We start from the raw sequence: 16506 nt of genomic DNA, 5'->3' as shown, positions 1-16506 counted from the left end.
AACGACCCACCCGACTGCACCCCCGGAGCATGATGTATCTGCGTTTCGTCGACCACCAACTCGCCCCCTCAACCGACTTCGACGCGCGCGCCAGCGACATCTACTCGCGCACCCGTTCGCTCCCCGAGGGGATGCCGATCCTTCTTGACGATCGGTGGCGGCCGGTTGAGCCGTGGTTGACGTACTTCCGGATCGTCGCAGCGTCGACAGACCCGGCGACGCTGCGCGCGTACGCATACGACGCCAGGCGGTTTGCGTCGTTCCTCGCCACGCGACAGACCGACGTGATCCATGCGTCGAGCGACGACATCGTCGCGTTCCGCGAATGGCGGCTGAGCGGCTCCGAGCGCCCGGTGTCGCCGGCGACGTGGCGACGCGACGTGGTCGTGATACGCGGGATCTATCAGCTGCTCACTCAGACCGGGCAGATCCAGCGCGAACCGTGGATCACCATCGGAAGGTCGTCGCCGCTCCGGATGCGTTGGAGGAGCGAGCCCGACATTCGGCCGCTGACGCAGGCGCAGTGGCGCACGTTCCTCGACGTCGGTCTCGGCGGACGAACCGCCGCGGGCGATCTGGACGAGAGTTGGCGGGGCACAACGAGCCTGCGTTCAAAGGCGGGCGCGCAGCTGGCCGTGACGACGGGGATGCGCCTCGGTGAGTTCTCCACACTGCTCGACGCTGAAGTCCCGCCGCCGACGGGCACCGGCATCTCCGTCTTGCTCGAGGCGTGCGCGAAGTACCAGAAGCGTCGACGCGTCCACGTCCCCCTCACGACGCTTCGGGCGGTCGATCTCTACCGGCAGACGGAGCGCCGAGCGGTCGTCCGCGCGTCAGCTGCCTCCCTCTGGCGACGCCGCTCCGAGCTGTTCGTCGTCGACGAGATCGACGTGTCGGCAGGCATCCTGCGAGGCCGGGTGAATGGGCGGCGATCGAGATGGCGGCTGCACCAGCTGCCTCCGCACCTGCGACGAATTGCCGTCATCGAGCGGGACCACGGGATGGAGGCGCTGGGGCTGTTCGTCGGTCGAGGCGGTTTGCCGATCAGCCGCAGGCAATGGCACGCGACGTTCGAGGCTGCAAGCGGGCGTGCTCTGAGGCTCGCTCAGGACGAGATGGGCGGTCGCCGTGCACGGATCACTCCGCACGATCTGCGCCACACTTTCGCTGTCGTGCTCCTGAAATCGCTGACCGATGTGGCGCTGGCCCGCGAGGCGGAGCGACGGGCAGGCAACGTGGGACCAGCCACGATCTCCGAGCACATCGCCATCAACCCGCGACTTACAGTGCAGCGGCTGCTGGGGCACTCGAACCCGGCGACGACCATGGTCTACCTGCGCTACATCGAGGACACCGATGCGCTCATCCAGGACGTATTCGAGAGCTGGAGCGACGAGGGCATGACATACGCGGACGCAGTCCTCGCTGATCGGAACGTCGCGTGACGAACATCGACCTCACCCCGCGGCAGATGCTGTTCGTTCTTCCGACCGCGAACGTCGATGGAACACTCGCCCCGCTCGACTTCGCACACCCCGTCCTTGCGGCTGAGCTCGCGGACGCGCTGATCGACATGCGTCGAGCCATGGGTCACACCGACGGCACCGCGTATCAGTACCGCCGGGCGCTGATGAGCCTTCTGCGCGGTCTACCTGACGCTTGCCCGCGAACTGTGAGTCTCGCAACGCCGGGACTCGCCCTCATCGACGCGTTGCACGCGTGGGAATCCGCGTTGGCCGGCAACTACCCGCCAGAGAGCGCGATCCCGTACAAGTACGGCAGACAGATCCGCGCTCTCGTCCGCGTCCACGCAGCGAACGGTCGTGACGTCAGCGACGCCACGCTCCGTTGGGCGCAGGCGCACGTGCTGCACCAGGGCGGCGACTCCACGCCGCTCGATGAGTTCTCGAACGCGGAGCGACTCGCGATTCGCAACGCCTGCCGCGCCCGAATCCGCGAATTGGAGGCTCGTCTGGCAGTCGGACGTCGGCTGCTCGCCAGCGCAGACGATCCCCGAAGCACAGGGTGGGAACGAAGCGCCGATGTCCTGTGGGGCATTCGCCATCTCGGACGACGTCCCGGAGCATCGATCGAGGCTGATGTCCTCCGCGCGTGCGCATCGGGTGTGCTCGACGACCTCCACGACGACTTCGCGCTCGAACAGTCACCGGTCCGCGCCAATGCCGGCCGGATCACGCGACGACTACTGACCCACCTCTATCCGTCCAGCGAGGACCTCGTTGCGTTTCGCACACTCCTGCAGTTGGAGAGTGGTGCGGCGCCGGAAGAGTGGTCGGACGTTCGACTCACAGACATCGAGCACACGACAGACTCGGTCCGCGTACGGCTCCACAAGGCGCGAGCCCACCGAACTCGAACCGTGCGATGCGCGATCACCGGGTCTCGCGATGGCACCGGGTGGAGAGCAGGGGATCTCATACTTCGCCTGATCGCTGTCACCGAGGCAGCTCGGGAGGAGGCAAAGGAGGTGGGCGGCTCCGACGCGGACGCCTTGTTCATCACCGTGCAGCGCACCGCGTCCAGGCATCTCGTCGCGCGCCAGGAGTCATTCTCGCGCCGCCCCTTCACGTCGCTTCTGATGGCGATCTCGCCCGAGATATCAAAGCCATACGATTCCCGCCGGCTACGCAAGACAGTGAAGAGTGTTCGTGCAGCAGTGCTCCGCAGCGCTGACGCCGCGGCGGGAGACGACCACAGCATCGCTGTCTACCAACGCCATTACGCGCAGTCGACAACCGTGCATGTTCTGGCCGGCAACGCAGTCAACGCGGCGCAGAGTCAGGTGTTCGATCGAGTACGAGGGCCGGTCTTCGTTCGTGCTGCGGCCAGCACCGTCGACGACGCAGCAGGCGACCTGGGTGCTGCCGCAGCCGCCGAGTTGGCCTCGAGCGCCACTGACCAGGGAATCAACGTGACTCAGTGCACGTCACCGTACGAATCGCCCTTCACGCCGGCGGGGCGGCTCTGCGAGCATCGGCCATCGATGTGCTTCGCGTGCCCGAACGCGATCGTGTTCGCAGATCACCTGCCGCGAGTCCTCGCGTACCGAGAGATTCTCCGCGGTCACGAGAACGAGATGCCCCCGGCCCAGTTCGCGGCGGTACACGGTCAGCAGTTGGTCAACGTCGAACGCATCCTCCACGAGTTCTCCCCGACGGAGATCGAGAACGCGCGGACGGCGTGCGAGACCGCCTCTGTCCATGTGCCGCTCACCCAGAGAGGAGTCCACCTGTGAGCGTCGATCGCGAGTACTCTGCCGAGCCGGTGTCGCTGTTCGCGAGCGACTACTGGGCGAGCGACACGGCGGTCATCTCAGATCGACACCTCGAACATGACTTCCCCATCCCCTTCTTCGGAGATGAGGATCGCTGGGACCTCAGCGCCCTGGGGTGGAACCCTGCTGCGGGCCGCCATTCCGCGGTGCTGTTGTTCGACTCGTTCATCGGTGAGTGGAACCTTCGTGCTCGCGAACTCGCAATGGCACTTCTCAACCCTGTGCATCCCGTGCTGCGCGGGCAGATGATCTATCTGCGAGCAACGCCCGCCCATGTGAAGACGATCCGTTCCAAGCTCGAGGGCCTGAAGCGGTTCGCCGCGTGGTACGCCGACAACCTCCCTGACACTCCACTCCGTGATCTCCATCAGTCGCACCTCGACGGCTTCCTCACTGAGGTCAAGACGATGGGGATCCCCTCCAGAACGCGACAAGCAGTCGATGCTGTTCGCGAACTGCACACCTACGCGGCAGTCCTCTCTGGCGGAGGCATCCCATTCCGTCCATGGGGAGATCTCCACACGATCGCGCTCAGCGGGCAGAAGTCCAGCGCCGAGCTGAGCACGCCGGTGATTCCACCGCAGGTGTGGTGGCCGCTCCTGCGGGCGTGTTGGCAGTACATCAACGTGTTCTCGCACGACATCTTTGCGGCCGCCGCGGAATGGTCGGCGCTCGACCGCCCCAAAGCCGAGCGCGTGAAGGTACGACACCCCGAGGACACGCTCGCGCGATGGATCGTAACGCCCGGAAATCGGGTGCCCCTGCATCGGATGACGTACGGCAGATTCCGCGAGGGCGAGATCCACTGGACACTTCTTTCCTTGCTCGTCTCCGATGGGCACAGCAAGCAGATGTTCTCCGAGTTGGACCGTCCTGACGTCCTCCGCCGACGTCAGGACATCGTCGACGCGATCGGCTCCGGCACGCTCGCGACCGCGCGCGGTGGGCTCGCCACAAAAGCGACGGCGATCGAACGCGCCGATGGATCCGTCGGTCCGTGGATCGACGGATTCGACCCGGCGACGATCCGAGTCCAACTGAAGCTCCTCCGCAACGCGTGCTACGTCTTCTGCGCGGCTCTCACGATGATGCGCGACTCGGAACTGCTGAGCATCAAGAAGGGAGCGCTCACCACTTCGTACGGGGCGCCCGCCGTCACCTCCCAGCTCCGGAAGGGTCGGCGTGGGACCCAGCGACGCAACTGGTGGATCATCGAACCCGTTGCGCAAGCAATCGCCGTCGCGGAACGACTTGCTCTCGGCGACGACGTCTTCAGCTCTGTTCGACGTGAACATCGAGCGCACGACGGAGCAGGTCGGTTCGATCGTCACAGCGAGCTGAAGCAGTTCATCTCTCAGCTCAATGGTCAATCCGCGGATGCCGGTCTCGAACCGATCCCCGCGTTCCAGCTTGCACCGCACATGTTCCGGCGGACGATGGCCGTGATCACCGCGCAACAGCCAGACGGCGAGATCGCCCTCGGCATCCAGCTCAAGCACGCAGCGCGACGCGCCGTCGCGAACGGCACGACCTCCGGGTACGCGAGCGAGACGCCGGAGTGGGCCGCGGAGTTCGAGCATGAGCTTCAGGAAGCTGTCGCGTCACGGTTGGTCGGCGCCTGGTCTTCTCACCAAGACCACGAGATGAGGCTCGCAGGCGCAGGCGCACAGCGCTTCCGAGACGAGCTCGAGAAGGTCGAGGCCGTCGCAAGCAACGAGGTCAAAGTCGGCGACGAGCGCACACTGCGCGCACTCCTGCGCGATCGCTTCAGCACGCTCCGATGGGGAACCGTCAACCACTGCCTCGGCATCCCTGAGCAGGCGGCGTGCTTGAAGGGGCTGCCCGCCGAAGCGGCCGCAGGAGGCGTCATGCCTAATCGCTGCCAACCCACCGCCTGCGGCAATTCCGTCGTCACCGAGGAGCACGCGCCGATCTGGATCGCGGAGGAACGCGACCTCGTCGCGAAGCTGCGCGACCGAAAGATGGCACCACACAATCGCGAACAACTCGAGACAGAACTTGAAGACGTTCGCCGTATCACGAGGAAGTTCACGGATGCCTGAGATCTCTGCCGCGACCGAACGCCGACTGCGCGACGCGATGGAGCGCCTGCTCACCGGCGCGGCGATCCGCACCGACGGACGCCTCATCAAGGAGAACCTCTATCGCGAAGCTGGCGTCAGCCGCGCCACCATGAACCGTGCGACTGCGGTCATGGATGAGTGGGCACGTCGCGTCGACGGGTCCCAGCCGCGAGATCGTGAGATCGAGTCGTTGCGAAGCTCGCTGGCCGATCGTGCAGCCCAGATCAAACAGCTCCGCGAGCGAGTGAGCAGCCTCGAAGCACAGCTGACGATCGCCGCGACCGCCATCGCCGAGCTGCACGTCGAGAACCAGTTGCTGCGTGGCGATGACCCGAGCCACAACGTCACTCCGATGAAGCGCCCGAACGCGGACTCACGCCGGGGATGACGGGCGCTGCTGCTGCTCGTGTCATCGCCACTTCGGAGGTCGGGTGTACGTGGTCGCGCCGACGGTGAAGCTCTCGGGCAGAAGAGCCTGGCGGATCTTGTCGCGACCGATCTGCGACGACGCGGGCATCAGCTGCTTGAGTTCGCTCGAGAACCGCTTGGGTGGGAAGGCGGCGCCGATGAACATGTGCGGGCGGAATTGTTTGGCCGCCCTGACCGCGGGCGCAAGATCGCTGTCGGCGCTGATGATCAGTGCCGAGTCCATCGCGTTCGCAGCGGCGTCGCCCACAAGAGCAACGGCGATGTTGACGTCGGTCTCCTTCTCCTCGTGCACCGTACGCGTTGCGCGACAGTTGAAGCACGTCACGGTCTTCGCTTGATATCGGCCCTGCGTGACGCTGAAGACGTTGGTGTGACGCGCAGCGACGGCTGCCTGATGGTAGGCCTGACGACTGGCCGCGCCCGCATCGCCCAGCACAGGTGCGGTGAAGTACTTCACCGCGACGATGTGGCTGCGTGGGCGCAGGCTCTGCGCGAGTGCGACGAAGTCGATCCAGAGCGTCGAGCGTCCGAACTTGTCGTGCATGCCGTGATAGAAGTTGAAGCCGTCGATGTAGACGATGAGGCGCTCGTGCGGCGGTCCAGGAACGGGTGAGGCTGACAACAGACGACTCCAAATCGGTGCACGAGGTGATCACCTTCCTACCAGCGATCGTGTGTATAGTGTGGATACACCCCGCCCGGTTGTTCATCCCAACCGTGGCCCGACGCCCTCCCTCGTGGAGGGCGTCTTTGTGTCCGAGCCGGGTTGTCGAGCCATCGAGATTGCCATACAGATTAGGCCTTACTGCAGAGGCCTACTCGTGACGCTTGATGGGTGCCTTCCCCCGCGACCTCGCCTGATGCGTGGGACCACTACGCTCGCGAGCTCGGCCAGAACATCCAGCGGGAACGAGCGCGTGTCGGATACAGCCAGGACCGTGTGGCGTACGAGTCCAACCTGAGCCGCTACACGTACCAGAAGCTCGAGAAGGGTGAGTCGAAGCCCGGAACTCCCGCGAATCCGACCGTCAAGACTCTGCTGGCGGTAGCTCAGGTGCTCGACGTTCAGCTCACCGACCTCTTGCCCAGCGTGACGCCCGACCTCACGATCCGCTGAGGCACTTCGGCGTTGCGGGTGACAGCCCGCGACTACCAGGAGAGGCCTAATCTGTATGGCATTCTGCACTGTATGGGCGCTGCGGAACTCAACCAGGAGTCGTTCGTCATGGCGGTGGAAGATCCCTACCTCACCGCCCTGATCGGAACGATCGAGGAGCCCGCCGGATCCAGCACCGCAGCCCAAGCCGGCAGGCTGACGATCGCATGGTGGGACACACATGGCACTGGGCCGTCGTGCGCCGAACTCTTGAACGCGATGTTCACGAGCATCGCGTGGGACGACGTCATCGAAGACCCGGGACGGACACTCCTCGAACGCCGTGAACAGACCGAGCTCATCCAGCGCTGGCTGATCAGCTACTGGACCCGACTGGGCGCGATCGCCTTCATCCCCGGACACGACGACGTCGTACGGCCGGGACGAATCTATCCCGAGCCGGAGACTGACTGATCCATCACCGCCTGATAGGTTGGCCGGTTCTACGTCGAGGAGGAAGCATGCGCGAGATCTCAATCGCAGGCCGTACGGTCACGGTCTCGCTCGTCGCGACCACGCACGGCGAGGATGGCGATATCCAGCGCTACCTCGTCGAGGTGTCGGGCTCGGACGCCGCGACCCACCTCTCGATTCTCCGCATGACCAGCGCAGTCGATGCACGCGCAATGGCGTCGGCGATCGAGACCGAGCTCCTGCTCGACTATCCGGGCAGTCGTGACGACGGAGTCCTCCGCGATCCGAGCGTTCGCGCCTGGCGCGACGAGCATCGGACCGCAATCGAGGCCGCTCTCGGTCAGCTGCGTGACGAGATCGCTGGGATGCCGCCGGAGCCGGTCAGCGACCTCGAACGAACGCTGCTTCGCGCCTTCGAGATGGATCCCGACGCCCCGGATCCTGGCGATGCGTGAGTACCCCTGGTTCGACTTCGACCAAGTCGACTTCGTGACCTCTGACACCCACTTCAGTCATGCCCGCATCAGCGAGCTCGCCGACCGTCCCTTCTCAACCGTCGCGGAGATGGATGCCGCGCTGATTGGCCGGTGGAACGACGTTGTCGCTCCTGACTCCGTCGTGCTGCACCTGGGAGATCTCGCGCTCGGAGCGATCGCTGAATCCCTTCCGCTCACCGCACACCTGCACGGACGCCGACTCCTCGTCCCCGGCAACCACGATCGTGTCTCGCCCGCGACGCAGTCGAAACGGGCGATCGAGCGATTCCTGCCCATGTACGAAGCGGCGGGCTGGGAGATCCTCCCAGAGGTCGTCGAGGGCACCCGCCGCGGGTACCGGATCATCGCTTCGCACTACCCCTACGCCGGCGACAGCCAGGAACAGGATCGACACACTTCGCATCGCCCGCGCTGGGACGACGGCATCCCGCTCATCCACGGGCACACCCACGCACGGGACCATGGCCCGAATGGGCATCAGTTCCACGTCGGCGTCGACGCCCACGACTTCTCACCAGTCCCGTTCAGCGTGATCGACGGCTGGATCCTGAGCCTGCCGGGAATCGAGACTCGGCTGCAGACAGCGGTCCGCGAGGCTCGAGAGGTCCTCGCCGACCTGGACGATACGCCCCCACTCAACATGGACTTGATGTTCTTCATGCAGGCGTACGACGAAATTCACATGCACCTCGAAGAGCTGCTGGCGGCCGTTGACGAAGTCGGGCACCTTAATGGCGACGAGGGCAAGGGGTCCCGATAGGATCGGCCATACCCGGATAAATCCGGTTCAATCCGCATGGGGGCGTGAATGTCCGAGCCGTGGCTCTCTGCCGACGACATCGCTGAGCACTTGGGCGTGACCAAGGACACGATCTACGCCTGGATCTCCGACAAGGGGATGCCGGCGCACAAGGTCGGGCGTCTGTGGAAGTTCCAGGCGAGCGAGGTCGACGACTGGGTACGCAGAGGGGACGCAGGATCTCCGGACTGACCCAGTCGGCCGCGATGTCGGCGGCACGACGTATCCTGATCGACTTGCCATTTTCCAGGGGAGGAACCACGTGGACGCACCTGCGGTGACGCTGGCATCGCTGCGCGCCGGGCAACGCCTGCGCGGTGTCCTGCCCGGGCAGCCGGTGACACTCGTCGGCGTGACACCGCTGGACGACGCGCTCGTCGAGATCTTCTTCCGCGATGACTCGGGTCGGACCGGCGAACGCACCATCACCGAGCTCGATGCCGGCAAGCTCGAACTAGTCACGGAGCTGGGTAACGCGCCCGCGTTCGACGGCGACCCTGATGAGTTCCGCCTCGCGGCCGAGGCGCTCCGCATCAAGTACGCCGCGCTCTACGACCCGATGGCGGCGGTGAATAGCTCGGACGTCGATCCGTTGCCGCATCAGATCCGCGCAGTGTACGAGGAACTCCTCCCGCGAATCCCGCTGCGGTTCCTCCTCGCTGATGACCCCGGCGCGGGCAAGACGATCATGGCCGGCCTCTACCTCAAGGAGCTCATCCTCCGCGCCGACTGCGAACGAGCGCTCATCGTCGCGCCCGGCGGCCTCGTGGAGCAGTGGCGGGAAGAGCTGTCGCAGAAATTCGACCTCTCGTTCGAGATCTTCAACCGTCAGATGGTCGACGACGCGCAGGGCCGCAATGTGTTCGACGAGCACCCGTTCCTCATCGCACGGATGGACCAACTCTCCCGCAGCGATGACCTGATCGAGCAGCTCTCCGACGTCACCTGGGACGCTGTCGTCGTCGATGAGGCGCATCGCATGTCCGCGCACTACTCGTCATGGGCGGGTCAAGTCGACGAGACGAAGCGGTTCCGGCTGGGGCGGCTGCTCGCCGAGACCGCGCACAACTTCCTCCTCATGACCGCGACCCCGCACGCAGGCAAGGAAGAAGACTTCCAGCTGTTCATGTCCTTGCTGGACCGCGACCGGTTCGAGGGCCAGTTCCGCGCCGGCGTGCACCGCACTGACACGCGCGGCCTGATGCGGCGCATGGTGAAGGAAGAGCTCCTCACCTTCGAGGGCAAGCCTCTGTTCCCCGAGCGTCGCGCGTACACGGTCGAGTACGAGCTGAGCGACCCCGAGCGTGAGCTATATGAGCTGGTGACCGGCTACGTGCGCACCGAGATGGGTCGTGCGGAACGGCTCGCGCAGGCGGGCGACAAGAAGCGCGGCAACAACGTGGGGTTCGCGCTCACCGTGCTGCAGCGACGCCTCGCCTCAAGTCCGGAGGCGATCCTCCGATCGCTCGAGCGACGCCAAGTGCGACTCGAGACCCGTCTGCGGGAATGGCAGCGCGCGACCGACGAGGCCCGCTACAGCACCTCCATGACTGCGTCTATTGACGAGTGGTCAACCGGCCGCGTCGCACTCGACTTCGAGGACGCCTCCGCTTCGGCGCCAAGCTTCAACCCCGACGAGTTCGATGACCTCGATGAAGAAATCTCCGAAGAAGAACGAGCACAGTTCGAGGCCCGTGTCGACCAGGTGGTCGACCTTGCCACTGCGGCCGAGTCGATCGGTGAACTCCGCGCTGAGATCGCGATCCTCGAAGACCTCATCCGCGTCGCGCGCCGCGTCCGGTTGCTGGATGACGACAAGAAGTGGGTGGAGCTGCGCACGATCCTCGACGACCAGCTAGCCGAGGTTCTGCAAACGCACTCGCCTGTGAACATGCGCGTGCGCGCGGTTTCAGTCTACTCCCATCTGTGGACGGTGACCTTGCCGACTGTGCGGCCGTTCTCGACCAACTCGTGCGCCTCGCGGAGTGTGGTCGGTGAGATCGGCGCGAGTGTCGTTGTGGCCGTGGTGCGGATGCGGCCCTGATCTACAAGGTCAGCGACAGTGTTCAGGAGCTGGTGCTGTTCAATCATGTCCGGGGTCTGCCTGAGCGGGCGGGTGAACATCAGTTCCCAGTGCCAAGCGATGCTCTTGCCCTTGAGCGGGAACACGTCGCGCGGACCGTCGTCAATGGCGACAATATGCCCGAACGCTCGAACGATCCGCGCATAGGTTTCGATCTGCCCCGCGGAATGCGCGGTGAACAGCCAGTCCACGCCATCCTGCGCGACGGCGAGCACCTGCTCAGCCAGGTCGTCGCGGTGGTTCACCACATGCTCCGCGCCCAGGTTGCGCACCCAGGCGGAGCGTTCATCGTCGGAGGCGGTGGCGATCACGGTGACGTTCGGCAGGAGCGCGTCGGCCAGTGCCAGCATGATCGATCCGACTCCGCCGGTCGCGCCGATCACCAGCAGGGTGCCGGTCGAGTCCTCGGTAAGGGCGAGCCGCTCGAACAGGGTCTCCCAGGCGGTGATCGCCGTCAGCGGCAGCGCAGCAGCGTCGGCAAACGACAGCACCTGCGGCTTGCGCCCCGTAATCCGCTCATCCACAACATGCAGGCGCTGGTTCGTACCTGGCCGGTCGATGCTGCCCGCGTAGTACACCTCGTCACCCGGAGCGAACAGCGTCACCGCTGAGCCGACCTCGCGCACCGTACCGGCGGCGTCGAAGCCGAGCACCTTGAACCCGTTCGCAGGAGCGCCTTCCCGCAGTTTCACATCGACCGGGTTCACCGAGACCGCCTCGACCTCGACCAACAAGTCATGCGGTCCAAGTTCGGGCACCTCGACCTCGCGGGCGGTCAGCGCCTCGGGGTCGGTGGCGGGGAGGTTCTTCTCGTATCCGATCGCAGTCGTAGCCGTCATGCCAATTATGGTTCCCCAGACCTACTGGTTACCGTCAAGGCAACCTAGTACCCATCGGATACCATGAACGTATGAGTCAGACCGTGGATGAGTGCGACCGGAACGACGTGTACGCGGCCATGTGTCCGTGCCGCGACATGCTCGACCTGCTCGCCAACAAGTGGAGCGCCCTGGCCATCGGTGCGCTCGAAGACGGGCCGCAACGCAACGGGCAACTCAAACGACGCTTGGAAGGCGTCAGCCCCAAGGTGCTGTCCCAGACCCTCAAGCGTCTCGAAGACCACGGCCTGCTCACTCGCACCGTCTACCCCGAGGTTCCCGCTCGCGTGGAGTACGAACTTACTGACCTCGGACACAGCGCAGCCGCCCCGTTGAAGCATCTGCGCGACTGGGTTGAACACAACGTCGGAACCGACCAGTAGCGACCCCCTCGGCGCTACATCGAGCCAGGAGTCCCGGCCTCCGCGTAATACCGCGTCAACACAGACGAGGCGTCGCGGTCGCCGTCACCGGACACGACAGAGTTCAGCAGGTACCGGTACCCGTCACCGGTCGTCATCACCCTAATTGATAACGTCACACCTAGAAGGTGCGAAGTAACCGACGCGCGAGCACAGGAGCGCTTCTGTCATTTCGAAGGCGAGACTTCGCGCGATTGGGATTCGCCGGGCCATCCTTCTTCTCTTTCGTCGAACGTCACCGCAACACCGTGTCGCTGGGGTTCGTGAAATCTTCTTCCGGAAGCGAAACCCAGGTACTGCGCCATGAGGAACTCGCCGCAGCGATGCACAGGCGTTCGACAGTTCGGTCGCACGAACCGATCGTTTGTTAACGGACGGCACTGTACGTCGATCGAAAGTCGCGCCGACACCCCCTGCGAATTCGCGTCGCGGGATAGTTTGCCAGGATCCGGCGATCAGCGTGGTGCGCATCAAGGAGGTGCGCAGCGGCCTCAGCACGAGGAGCCTGCCCGCGAGGCCGACCACCCCGCCCCTAGGAACGGTAGGAGTGCGACGTCGGGGCGAGCTGGGGGCCACCCCCCGAGACCGAAAGTAGCACCGCAGCGACGATAAGCGCCACGCCAACCAGGGTGGTCGTCAGCTCCCCGACCAACGAACCGATCCATCCGCGTTCCTGGAGGTCTCGGAACATCCTTATGCTCAGCCCGAACGTTCCGTTCGAGCTGCGAACCGATCGTCTCGATGCGTCGTGGCAGACGCCTCAGCTGTCCACCGATGACCTGGAGTTGCACGCGGCCGTCGGCGAACATCTCCCTTGAGTCCATCGCCAGACGTATGAAATGAGGAGTTCGAGCAAGGGCCCGATCGACCAAGTCGTAGTCGGCAACGAGCTGGCACAGCGTTCCCTCGAGTGACACGAAGGAAACGACTGGCGTTCTCCTCCGCTGTTGGGGACGTCGGGTCGGCTGAAATAATGGCCGGGACGATACGGTGGCGAGTCAGAGCGCCGTGATCCACCGCGCGATCTCGTCAGCGATCTCGTCGCTATTGTCTTCGACCATCAGCGAGTGGCCGTTCCCAGCGAGAAGAGGCAGTTCGGACGACCAGAAGGTGACGGCGGCGCCCTGATCGGTGAGCCAGGCCACGATGTCCTGATCCAGCTGCGAGGGGTGGTCGGTATCGGCTCCACCCGTGAAGACGAGAATCGGCTTGTTCGTGAACGCGTCGGTCGGCCCGATCCTCATTTGGCTCCCACCGATGTTCTGACGCTGATAAAGCATCCGGGCCGGGATCGGCCGAAGGGTGCGGCGGAACACCTCGATGCACTCGCGGGGGAACCGCCGGCTGGGTCCGATGGCCTTGTCGTTCACGAAGGCGCTTGTGGGTTCCCAGAAACCCATCTTCGGGATGGTCCAGTCGATGGCCGCTCCACGGATGGAGACCTCCTGGTCGGACTCCCTCACGATCTCGGGCACCGCCTGTATATTTCCAGGCGGGCCCGGAGCGACGGCTACGAGCCCGTCGATGAGATCGCCATGCGTCTCTAGGAGGCGGAAGCCAATCGGACCTGCCATCGAGTGCACGACCAGCACGACGTTCCGGCCGAGACCAGAGAGGAACACGCCCATCCCTCGGCACACGCTCTCATAGTCCAGCCGCGCAGACGCCGCACGATCATCGACGTGTTGGGCCGCCTCATAGGACAACCCCAGCCAGTCCACCACCAGCACACCGTAGCCATGCGATACGAATCGTGCCGCCCAGCCCTGTCGGCCGTCGGGCGTCTCGAGATAGTACTCGTTCGAGGCACCACCCCCGTGCACGAGGACGATCCACCGAGCAGGCGCACCCGACGGCGCCAGTTCGGTGTACGAGATCGGCGCGACGTCGTCTGGGCGTGAAATCGAATCCATAGCTTCCCCAGGCCTGTTAGGCAATGACGGCGTCGAGGGCCCGTGCGAGCCTCTCCGGATGCGTGAGCATCACCAAATGGCTTCCGTCGATCTCGATCGTGCGCGGACTATCAAGCCGCCCGGCCGCGGCCTGGTAGATCTCAGCGGGAACGGCCTGGTCCTGAGCGAGGAACACATAACTTGACGGGATGCTGCTCGCCCAGAACCGGTCGAGGCGGATCGGCTCATCGGACCAGCCTGCCGGCGCTGGGACGAGCCTCGGCTCGAGCGCGGCGAGCTGCTGCTGCTCGAACGGGGACATGTCCTGCATAGACGCGGCCCAGAGCTCAGGCGGCATGACGATGGTGTTGTCGTCGGACTGACTCGCAAGCGCCTTCGTCGCTGCGACCAACGGATCGGGGAGCACGTCGTTAATGGTCTCGCCGTCGCGCAGCACCCAGGCGTCGACGAAGACGACCCGGCCGATGCGCTCGGGCATCGCCTCAGCGACGAGTTGGATGAGCGGACCTCCGCCGCTATGACCGACGAGCACGATGTCGAGCTGGGTGAGCTCTCTTACCTGATCGATCAGATCGCGCGCCATCATGCTCATCGTGACGCCGGAGCGGTCCACGTCACCGTCTTCGAGACCGCGCAGCGTCGGCGCGATCACCTCGTGCCCCATTCTGCGCAATTCGTCGGCGACGCCGTCCCACACCCAGCCGCCTACCCATCCGCCGTGCACCAGTACGATCTGCATTGATCATCCTCTTCGCATATTTATCTGCTGAGCAGAACTTGTTCCTAACTAGAAGACACAATAGCTTGCGCGGCGCCAACAGTCCAGCATGGCTCGAGCTCTCTTCAGAACGCGCCGAACGACCCCTGCACCAGGTCGCAGGGGAAAGAGACGACGAGCCTTCAGGAGGTCAGGTCGGCCAGACGTACGGCTGCCTCATCGAGGAGTGCGACGAGGGTCTTCACCTTGCGGGGAGGCAAGCGGAACACCGGGGCAGATGCGTTGATCGCCAACCGCAGCCCGCTCGCCGAGGGAACGGCCACGGCCACCGAGGCCACGCCCTCCTCGCTCTCCTCCCGGTTCGTTGCATAGCCCTGCTTCGCGACAAGATCCAGTTGTGCGAGGAGCTCGGTCTTGGTACGGATCGACTGCGGAGTCACCTGTGAGAGTTGCTCGTCGGGGTAGAGACGGTCCAATTGTTCTCGCGGGAGCTGCGCCAGGAGAACCTTTCCCGTGGAGGTGCAATGGGCCGGCATCTCCTTGCCCAACCGTGAAGCGACTCGCACCGCCGTCGTCGGTTCCGCGACCGGGGTCGTGCCCGACGTGAACCAGATCCAGCTCAGCCCCGACATCGCCCGTACCGTTCCTCGACGCGCGCACGAGGTGCTCGGTATCGTGACCGAGAGCTGGAGCCCGCTCGGCCGCGGGCCCGAGCTGCGGGAGAACCCGACGATCGTGCAGATCGCGGCGGACGTCGGACGAACGGCGGCACAGGTGGTGCTCCGCTGGCACGTGCAGCAGGGCCTCGTGCCGGTGCCGAGATCGTCAGACCCCAAACGCCTGGTCGAGAACCTCTCGGTCTTCGACTTCCGCCTTAGCACCGACCAGATGGCCACGCTTGCGTCCCTCGACAACGGCGAAGCCGCCGCGCGGGACTCTGACCTGCCCGAGAACGGTCATTAGTCCACCAAGAACACCAAAATCGTCACCGATCTGGTAAATTCAGCGCGCTCTGGAGACGCAGCAGAACGCCTCGCGCGGCTCCTGGACATTCGACTACACGCAGGACCGGCTCTCCGCCATCATGCGCTGCACACACGACCGCTGCCTCGAGACCGCCGACGAATACGGCTCGCCAGGCTTGCCCGGTGGACTTCGGCGACTGCGCGAAGCAACTGACCGGCGGCGAAGGTGATGGCTCGAACGTAGGCGCGATCTGCCTTGCTCGCCTCACCTTCGGCTCGCTCGACAGCCGCGTCCAAACCATCGCGAAGTCGCGTGCACTGCAGATGGCGGCGAGGGAGAGAGTAAGTTCTGCAGTGTGCCCGATCGGGAACAGGGGGTGGGCTTTAGTACCCCTGCCCGAATTCGCGAAGTCTGGGCCACAGATCGCCGCCGACGACGCCGAAGACCCCTACGTCCGCCAGCATGCCGCCGAAGCCCTGCTTGAGATCAACGAAGACCGGAAAGTCAACGGCCGCTACCTCGCCGTCAAGACCCGACAGAACCTCGCCCGCCTCACCGACTTCGCCGAACACACCCGTCGGTTTCCCTGCCTCTTCCGCCTCGATCAACGCCACCTGTGCACCCCTATCAGCGGGAGCGAGGGTCTCGGGAAGCTTCTCAAGCCGACGGGCAACTCGCTCGGCAGTGCTTGCGAATCGGCGGTACGGACGACCCAACTGTTCGCTCGTGTTGGGGTCCTGGCCGTGCCCCATGAGACGGCGGAGCTGCTCCTCGCTGACCTCACCACCGGGTTCGACGGCGCCAGAAATGTACGCGAGACCCGATCCGAGCCATGAGCCCGGCGGCGTGCTG

18 protein-coding genes and 1 pseudogene are annotated in these 16506 nt (G+C 64.9%); 13 read left to right on the top strand and 6 right to left on the bottom strand.

The annotated features are described in order from the left end of the window. The first annotated feature begins 29 nt into the window (after positions 1-29). From M4I32_RS10885 to M4I32_RS10870, 4 genes are read left to right on the top strand one after another with little or no spacing between them, the layout of a single operon-like run. The gene (locus tag M4I32_RS10885; RefSeq protein ID WP_195692253.1) at positions 30-1445 is read left to right on the top strand and encodes a tyrosine-type recombinase/integrase; all 1416 of its coding nucleotides are present in this window, start codon (positions 30-32) and stop codon (positions 1443-1445) included. Beyond that, positions 1442-3256: a hypothetical protein gene (locus M4I32_RS10880; protein WP_195692254.1), complete on the top strand. Its 1815-nt coding sequence runs from the start codon at positions 1442-1444 to the stop codon at positions 3254-3256. Before M4I32_RS10885 ends, M4I32_RS10880 begins: the two co-directional genes overlap by 4 nt. Continuing rightward, on the top strand, positions 3253-5358 hold the full coding sequence (locus tag M4I32_RS10875; protein WP_195692255.1) for a hypothetical protein: 2106 nt from the start codon (positions 3253-3255) through the stop codon (positions 5356-5358). Before M4I32_RS10880 ends, M4I32_RS10875 begins: the two co-directional genes overlap by 4 nt. Continuing rightward, on the top strand, positions 5351-5767 hold the full coding sequence (locus M4I32_RS10870) for a hypothetical protein (protein ID WP_195692256.1): 417 nt from the start codon (positions 5351-5353) through the stop codon (positions 5765-5767). Before M4I32_RS10875 ends, M4I32_RS10870 begins: the two co-directional genes overlap by 8 nt. Before the next feature lie 21 nt (positions 5768-5788). Here the strand turns inward: M4I32_RS10870 and M4I32_RS10865 are convergent, their stop codons facing one another. Continuing rightward, a complete protein-coding gene (locus tag M4I32_RS10865; protein WP_036295197.1) occupies positions 5789-6430 on the bottom strand; it encodes an NYN domain-containing protein in 642 nt (213 codons plus the stop codon). Positions 6431-6643: 213 nt separating this feature from the next. On the opposite strand from M4I32_RS10865, the gene M4I32_RS10860 reads away from it, so the two are divergent. The 6 genes and pseudogenes from M4I32_RS10860 to M4I32_RS10835 all read left to right on the top strand — a co-directional run. After that, the gene (locus tag M4I32_RS10860; protein ID WP_036295200.1) at positions 6644-6925 is read left to right on the top strand and encodes a helix-turn-helix domain-containing protein; all 282 of its coding nucleotides are present in this window, start codon (positions 6644-6646) and stop codon (positions 6923-6925) included. Positions 6926-6997: 72 nt separating this feature from the next. Beyond that, positions 6998-7378: a hypothetical protein gene (locus M4I32_RS10855; protein WP_195692257.1), complete on the top strand. Its 381-nt coding sequence runs from the start codon at positions 6998-7000 to the stop codon at positions 7376-7378. A gap of 47 nt (positions 7379-7425) precedes the next feature. Continuing rightward, complete coding sequence (locus M4I32_RS10850; RefSeq protein ID WP_195692258.1) at positions 7426-7833, top strand: hypothetical protein; 408 nt, start codon at positions 7426-7428, stop codon at positions 7831-7833. Further along, complete coding sequence (locus M4I32_RS10845) at positions 7826-8635, top strand: hypothetical protein (RefSeq protein ID WP_195692259.1); 810 nt, start codon at positions 7826-7828, stop codon at positions 8633-8635. Before M4I32_RS10850 ends, M4I32_RS10845 begins: the two co-directional genes overlap by 8 nt. Positions 8636-8683: 48 nt before the next feature. Then, a complete protein-coding gene (locus M4I32_RS10840) occupies positions 8684-8866 on the top strand; it encodes a helix-turn-helix domain-containing protein (protein ID WP_036294314.1) in 183 nt (60 codons plus the stop codon). Between the two features lie 367 nt (positions 8867-9233). Beyond that, a pseudogene (locus M4I32_RS10835) lies at positions 9234-9821 on the top strand (DEAD/DEAH box helicase); the annotation flags it as partial. Between the two features lie 767 nt (positions 9822-10588). On the opposite strand, the gene M4I32_RS10830 reads toward M4I32_RS10835, so the two are convergent. Next, positions 10589-11596, bottom strand: a complete 1008-nt coding sequence (locus M4I32_RS10830; protein ID WP_024476678.1) for a zinc-binding alcohol dehydrogenase family protein — start codon at positions 11594-11596, stop codon at positions 10589-10591. Positions 11597-11667: 71 nt separating this feature from the next. Between M4I32_RS10830 and M4I32_RS10825 the strand changes: the two genes are divergently transcribed. Then, the gene (locus M4I32_RS10825) at positions 11668-12018 is read left to right on the top strand and encodes a winged helix-turn-helix transcriptional regulator (RefSeq protein WP_024476679.1); all 351 of its coding nucleotides are present in this window, start codon (positions 11668-11670) and stop codon (positions 12016-12018) included. A gap of 1037 nt (positions 12019-13055) precedes the next feature. Here the strand turns inward: M4I32_RS10825 and M4I32_RS10820 are convergent. The 3 genes from M4I32_RS10820 to M4I32_RS10810 all read right to left on the bottom strand — a co-directional run bounded on the left by M4I32_RS10820 (position 13056) and on the right by M4I32_RS10810 (position 15320). After that, entirely contained in the window at positions 13056-13970 is a 915-nt protein-coding gene (locus M4I32_RS10820) for an alpha/beta fold hydrolase (RefSeq protein WP_005054941.1), read from the bottom strand. Positions 13971-13986: 16 nt separating this feature from the next. Next, on the bottom strand, positions 13987-14709 hold the full coding sequence (locus M4I32_RS10815; RefSeq protein ID WP_005054944.1) for an alpha/beta fold hydrolase: 723 nt from the start codon (positions 14707-14709) through the stop codon (positions 13987-13989). A 161-nt stretch (positions 14710-14870) separates the two neighbouring features. Further along, on the bottom strand, positions 14871-15320 hold the full coding sequence (locus M4I32_RS10810) for an IclR family transcriptional regulator (protein ID WP_084423838.1): 450 nt from the start codon (positions 15318-15320) through the stop codon (positions 14871-14873). A gap of 43 nt (positions 15321-15363) precedes the next feature. Between M4I32_RS10810 and M4I32_RS10805 the strand changes: the two genes are divergently transcribed. Together M4I32_RS10805 and M4I32_RS10800 are read left to right on the top strand one after the other, a co-directional pair. Beyond that, positions 15364-15651: an aldo/keto reductase gene (locus M4I32_RS10805; protein WP_257606235.1), complete on the top strand. Its 288-nt coding sequence runs from the start codon at positions 15364-15366 to the stop codon at positions 15649-15651. 37 nt (positions 15652-15688) lie between these two features. Then, positions 15689-15883, top strand: a complete 195-nt coding sequence (locus tag M4I32_RS10800; RefSeq protein WP_120298671.1) for a hypothetical protein — start codon at positions 15689-15691, stop codon at positions 15881-15883. Positions 15884-16037: 154 nt separating this feature from the next. Here the strand turns inward: M4I32_RS10800 and M4I32_RS10795 are convergent, their stop codons facing one another. Further along, entirely contained in the window at positions 16038-16463 is a 426-nt protein-coding gene (locus tag M4I32_RS10795) for a hypothetical protein (protein WP_231734932.1), read from the bottom strand. Between the last annotated feature and the right edge of the window lie 43 nt (positions 16464-16506).

Source organism: Microbacterium sp. LRZ72 (assembly GCF_033792225.1).
Taxonomy (GTDB): domain Bacteria; phylum Actinomycetota; class Actinomycetes; order Actinomycetales; family Microbacteriaceae; genus Microbacterium.
Note: the sequence above shows the minus strand (reverse complement) of the source record. Positions and strands in the feature narration are given on the sequence as shown.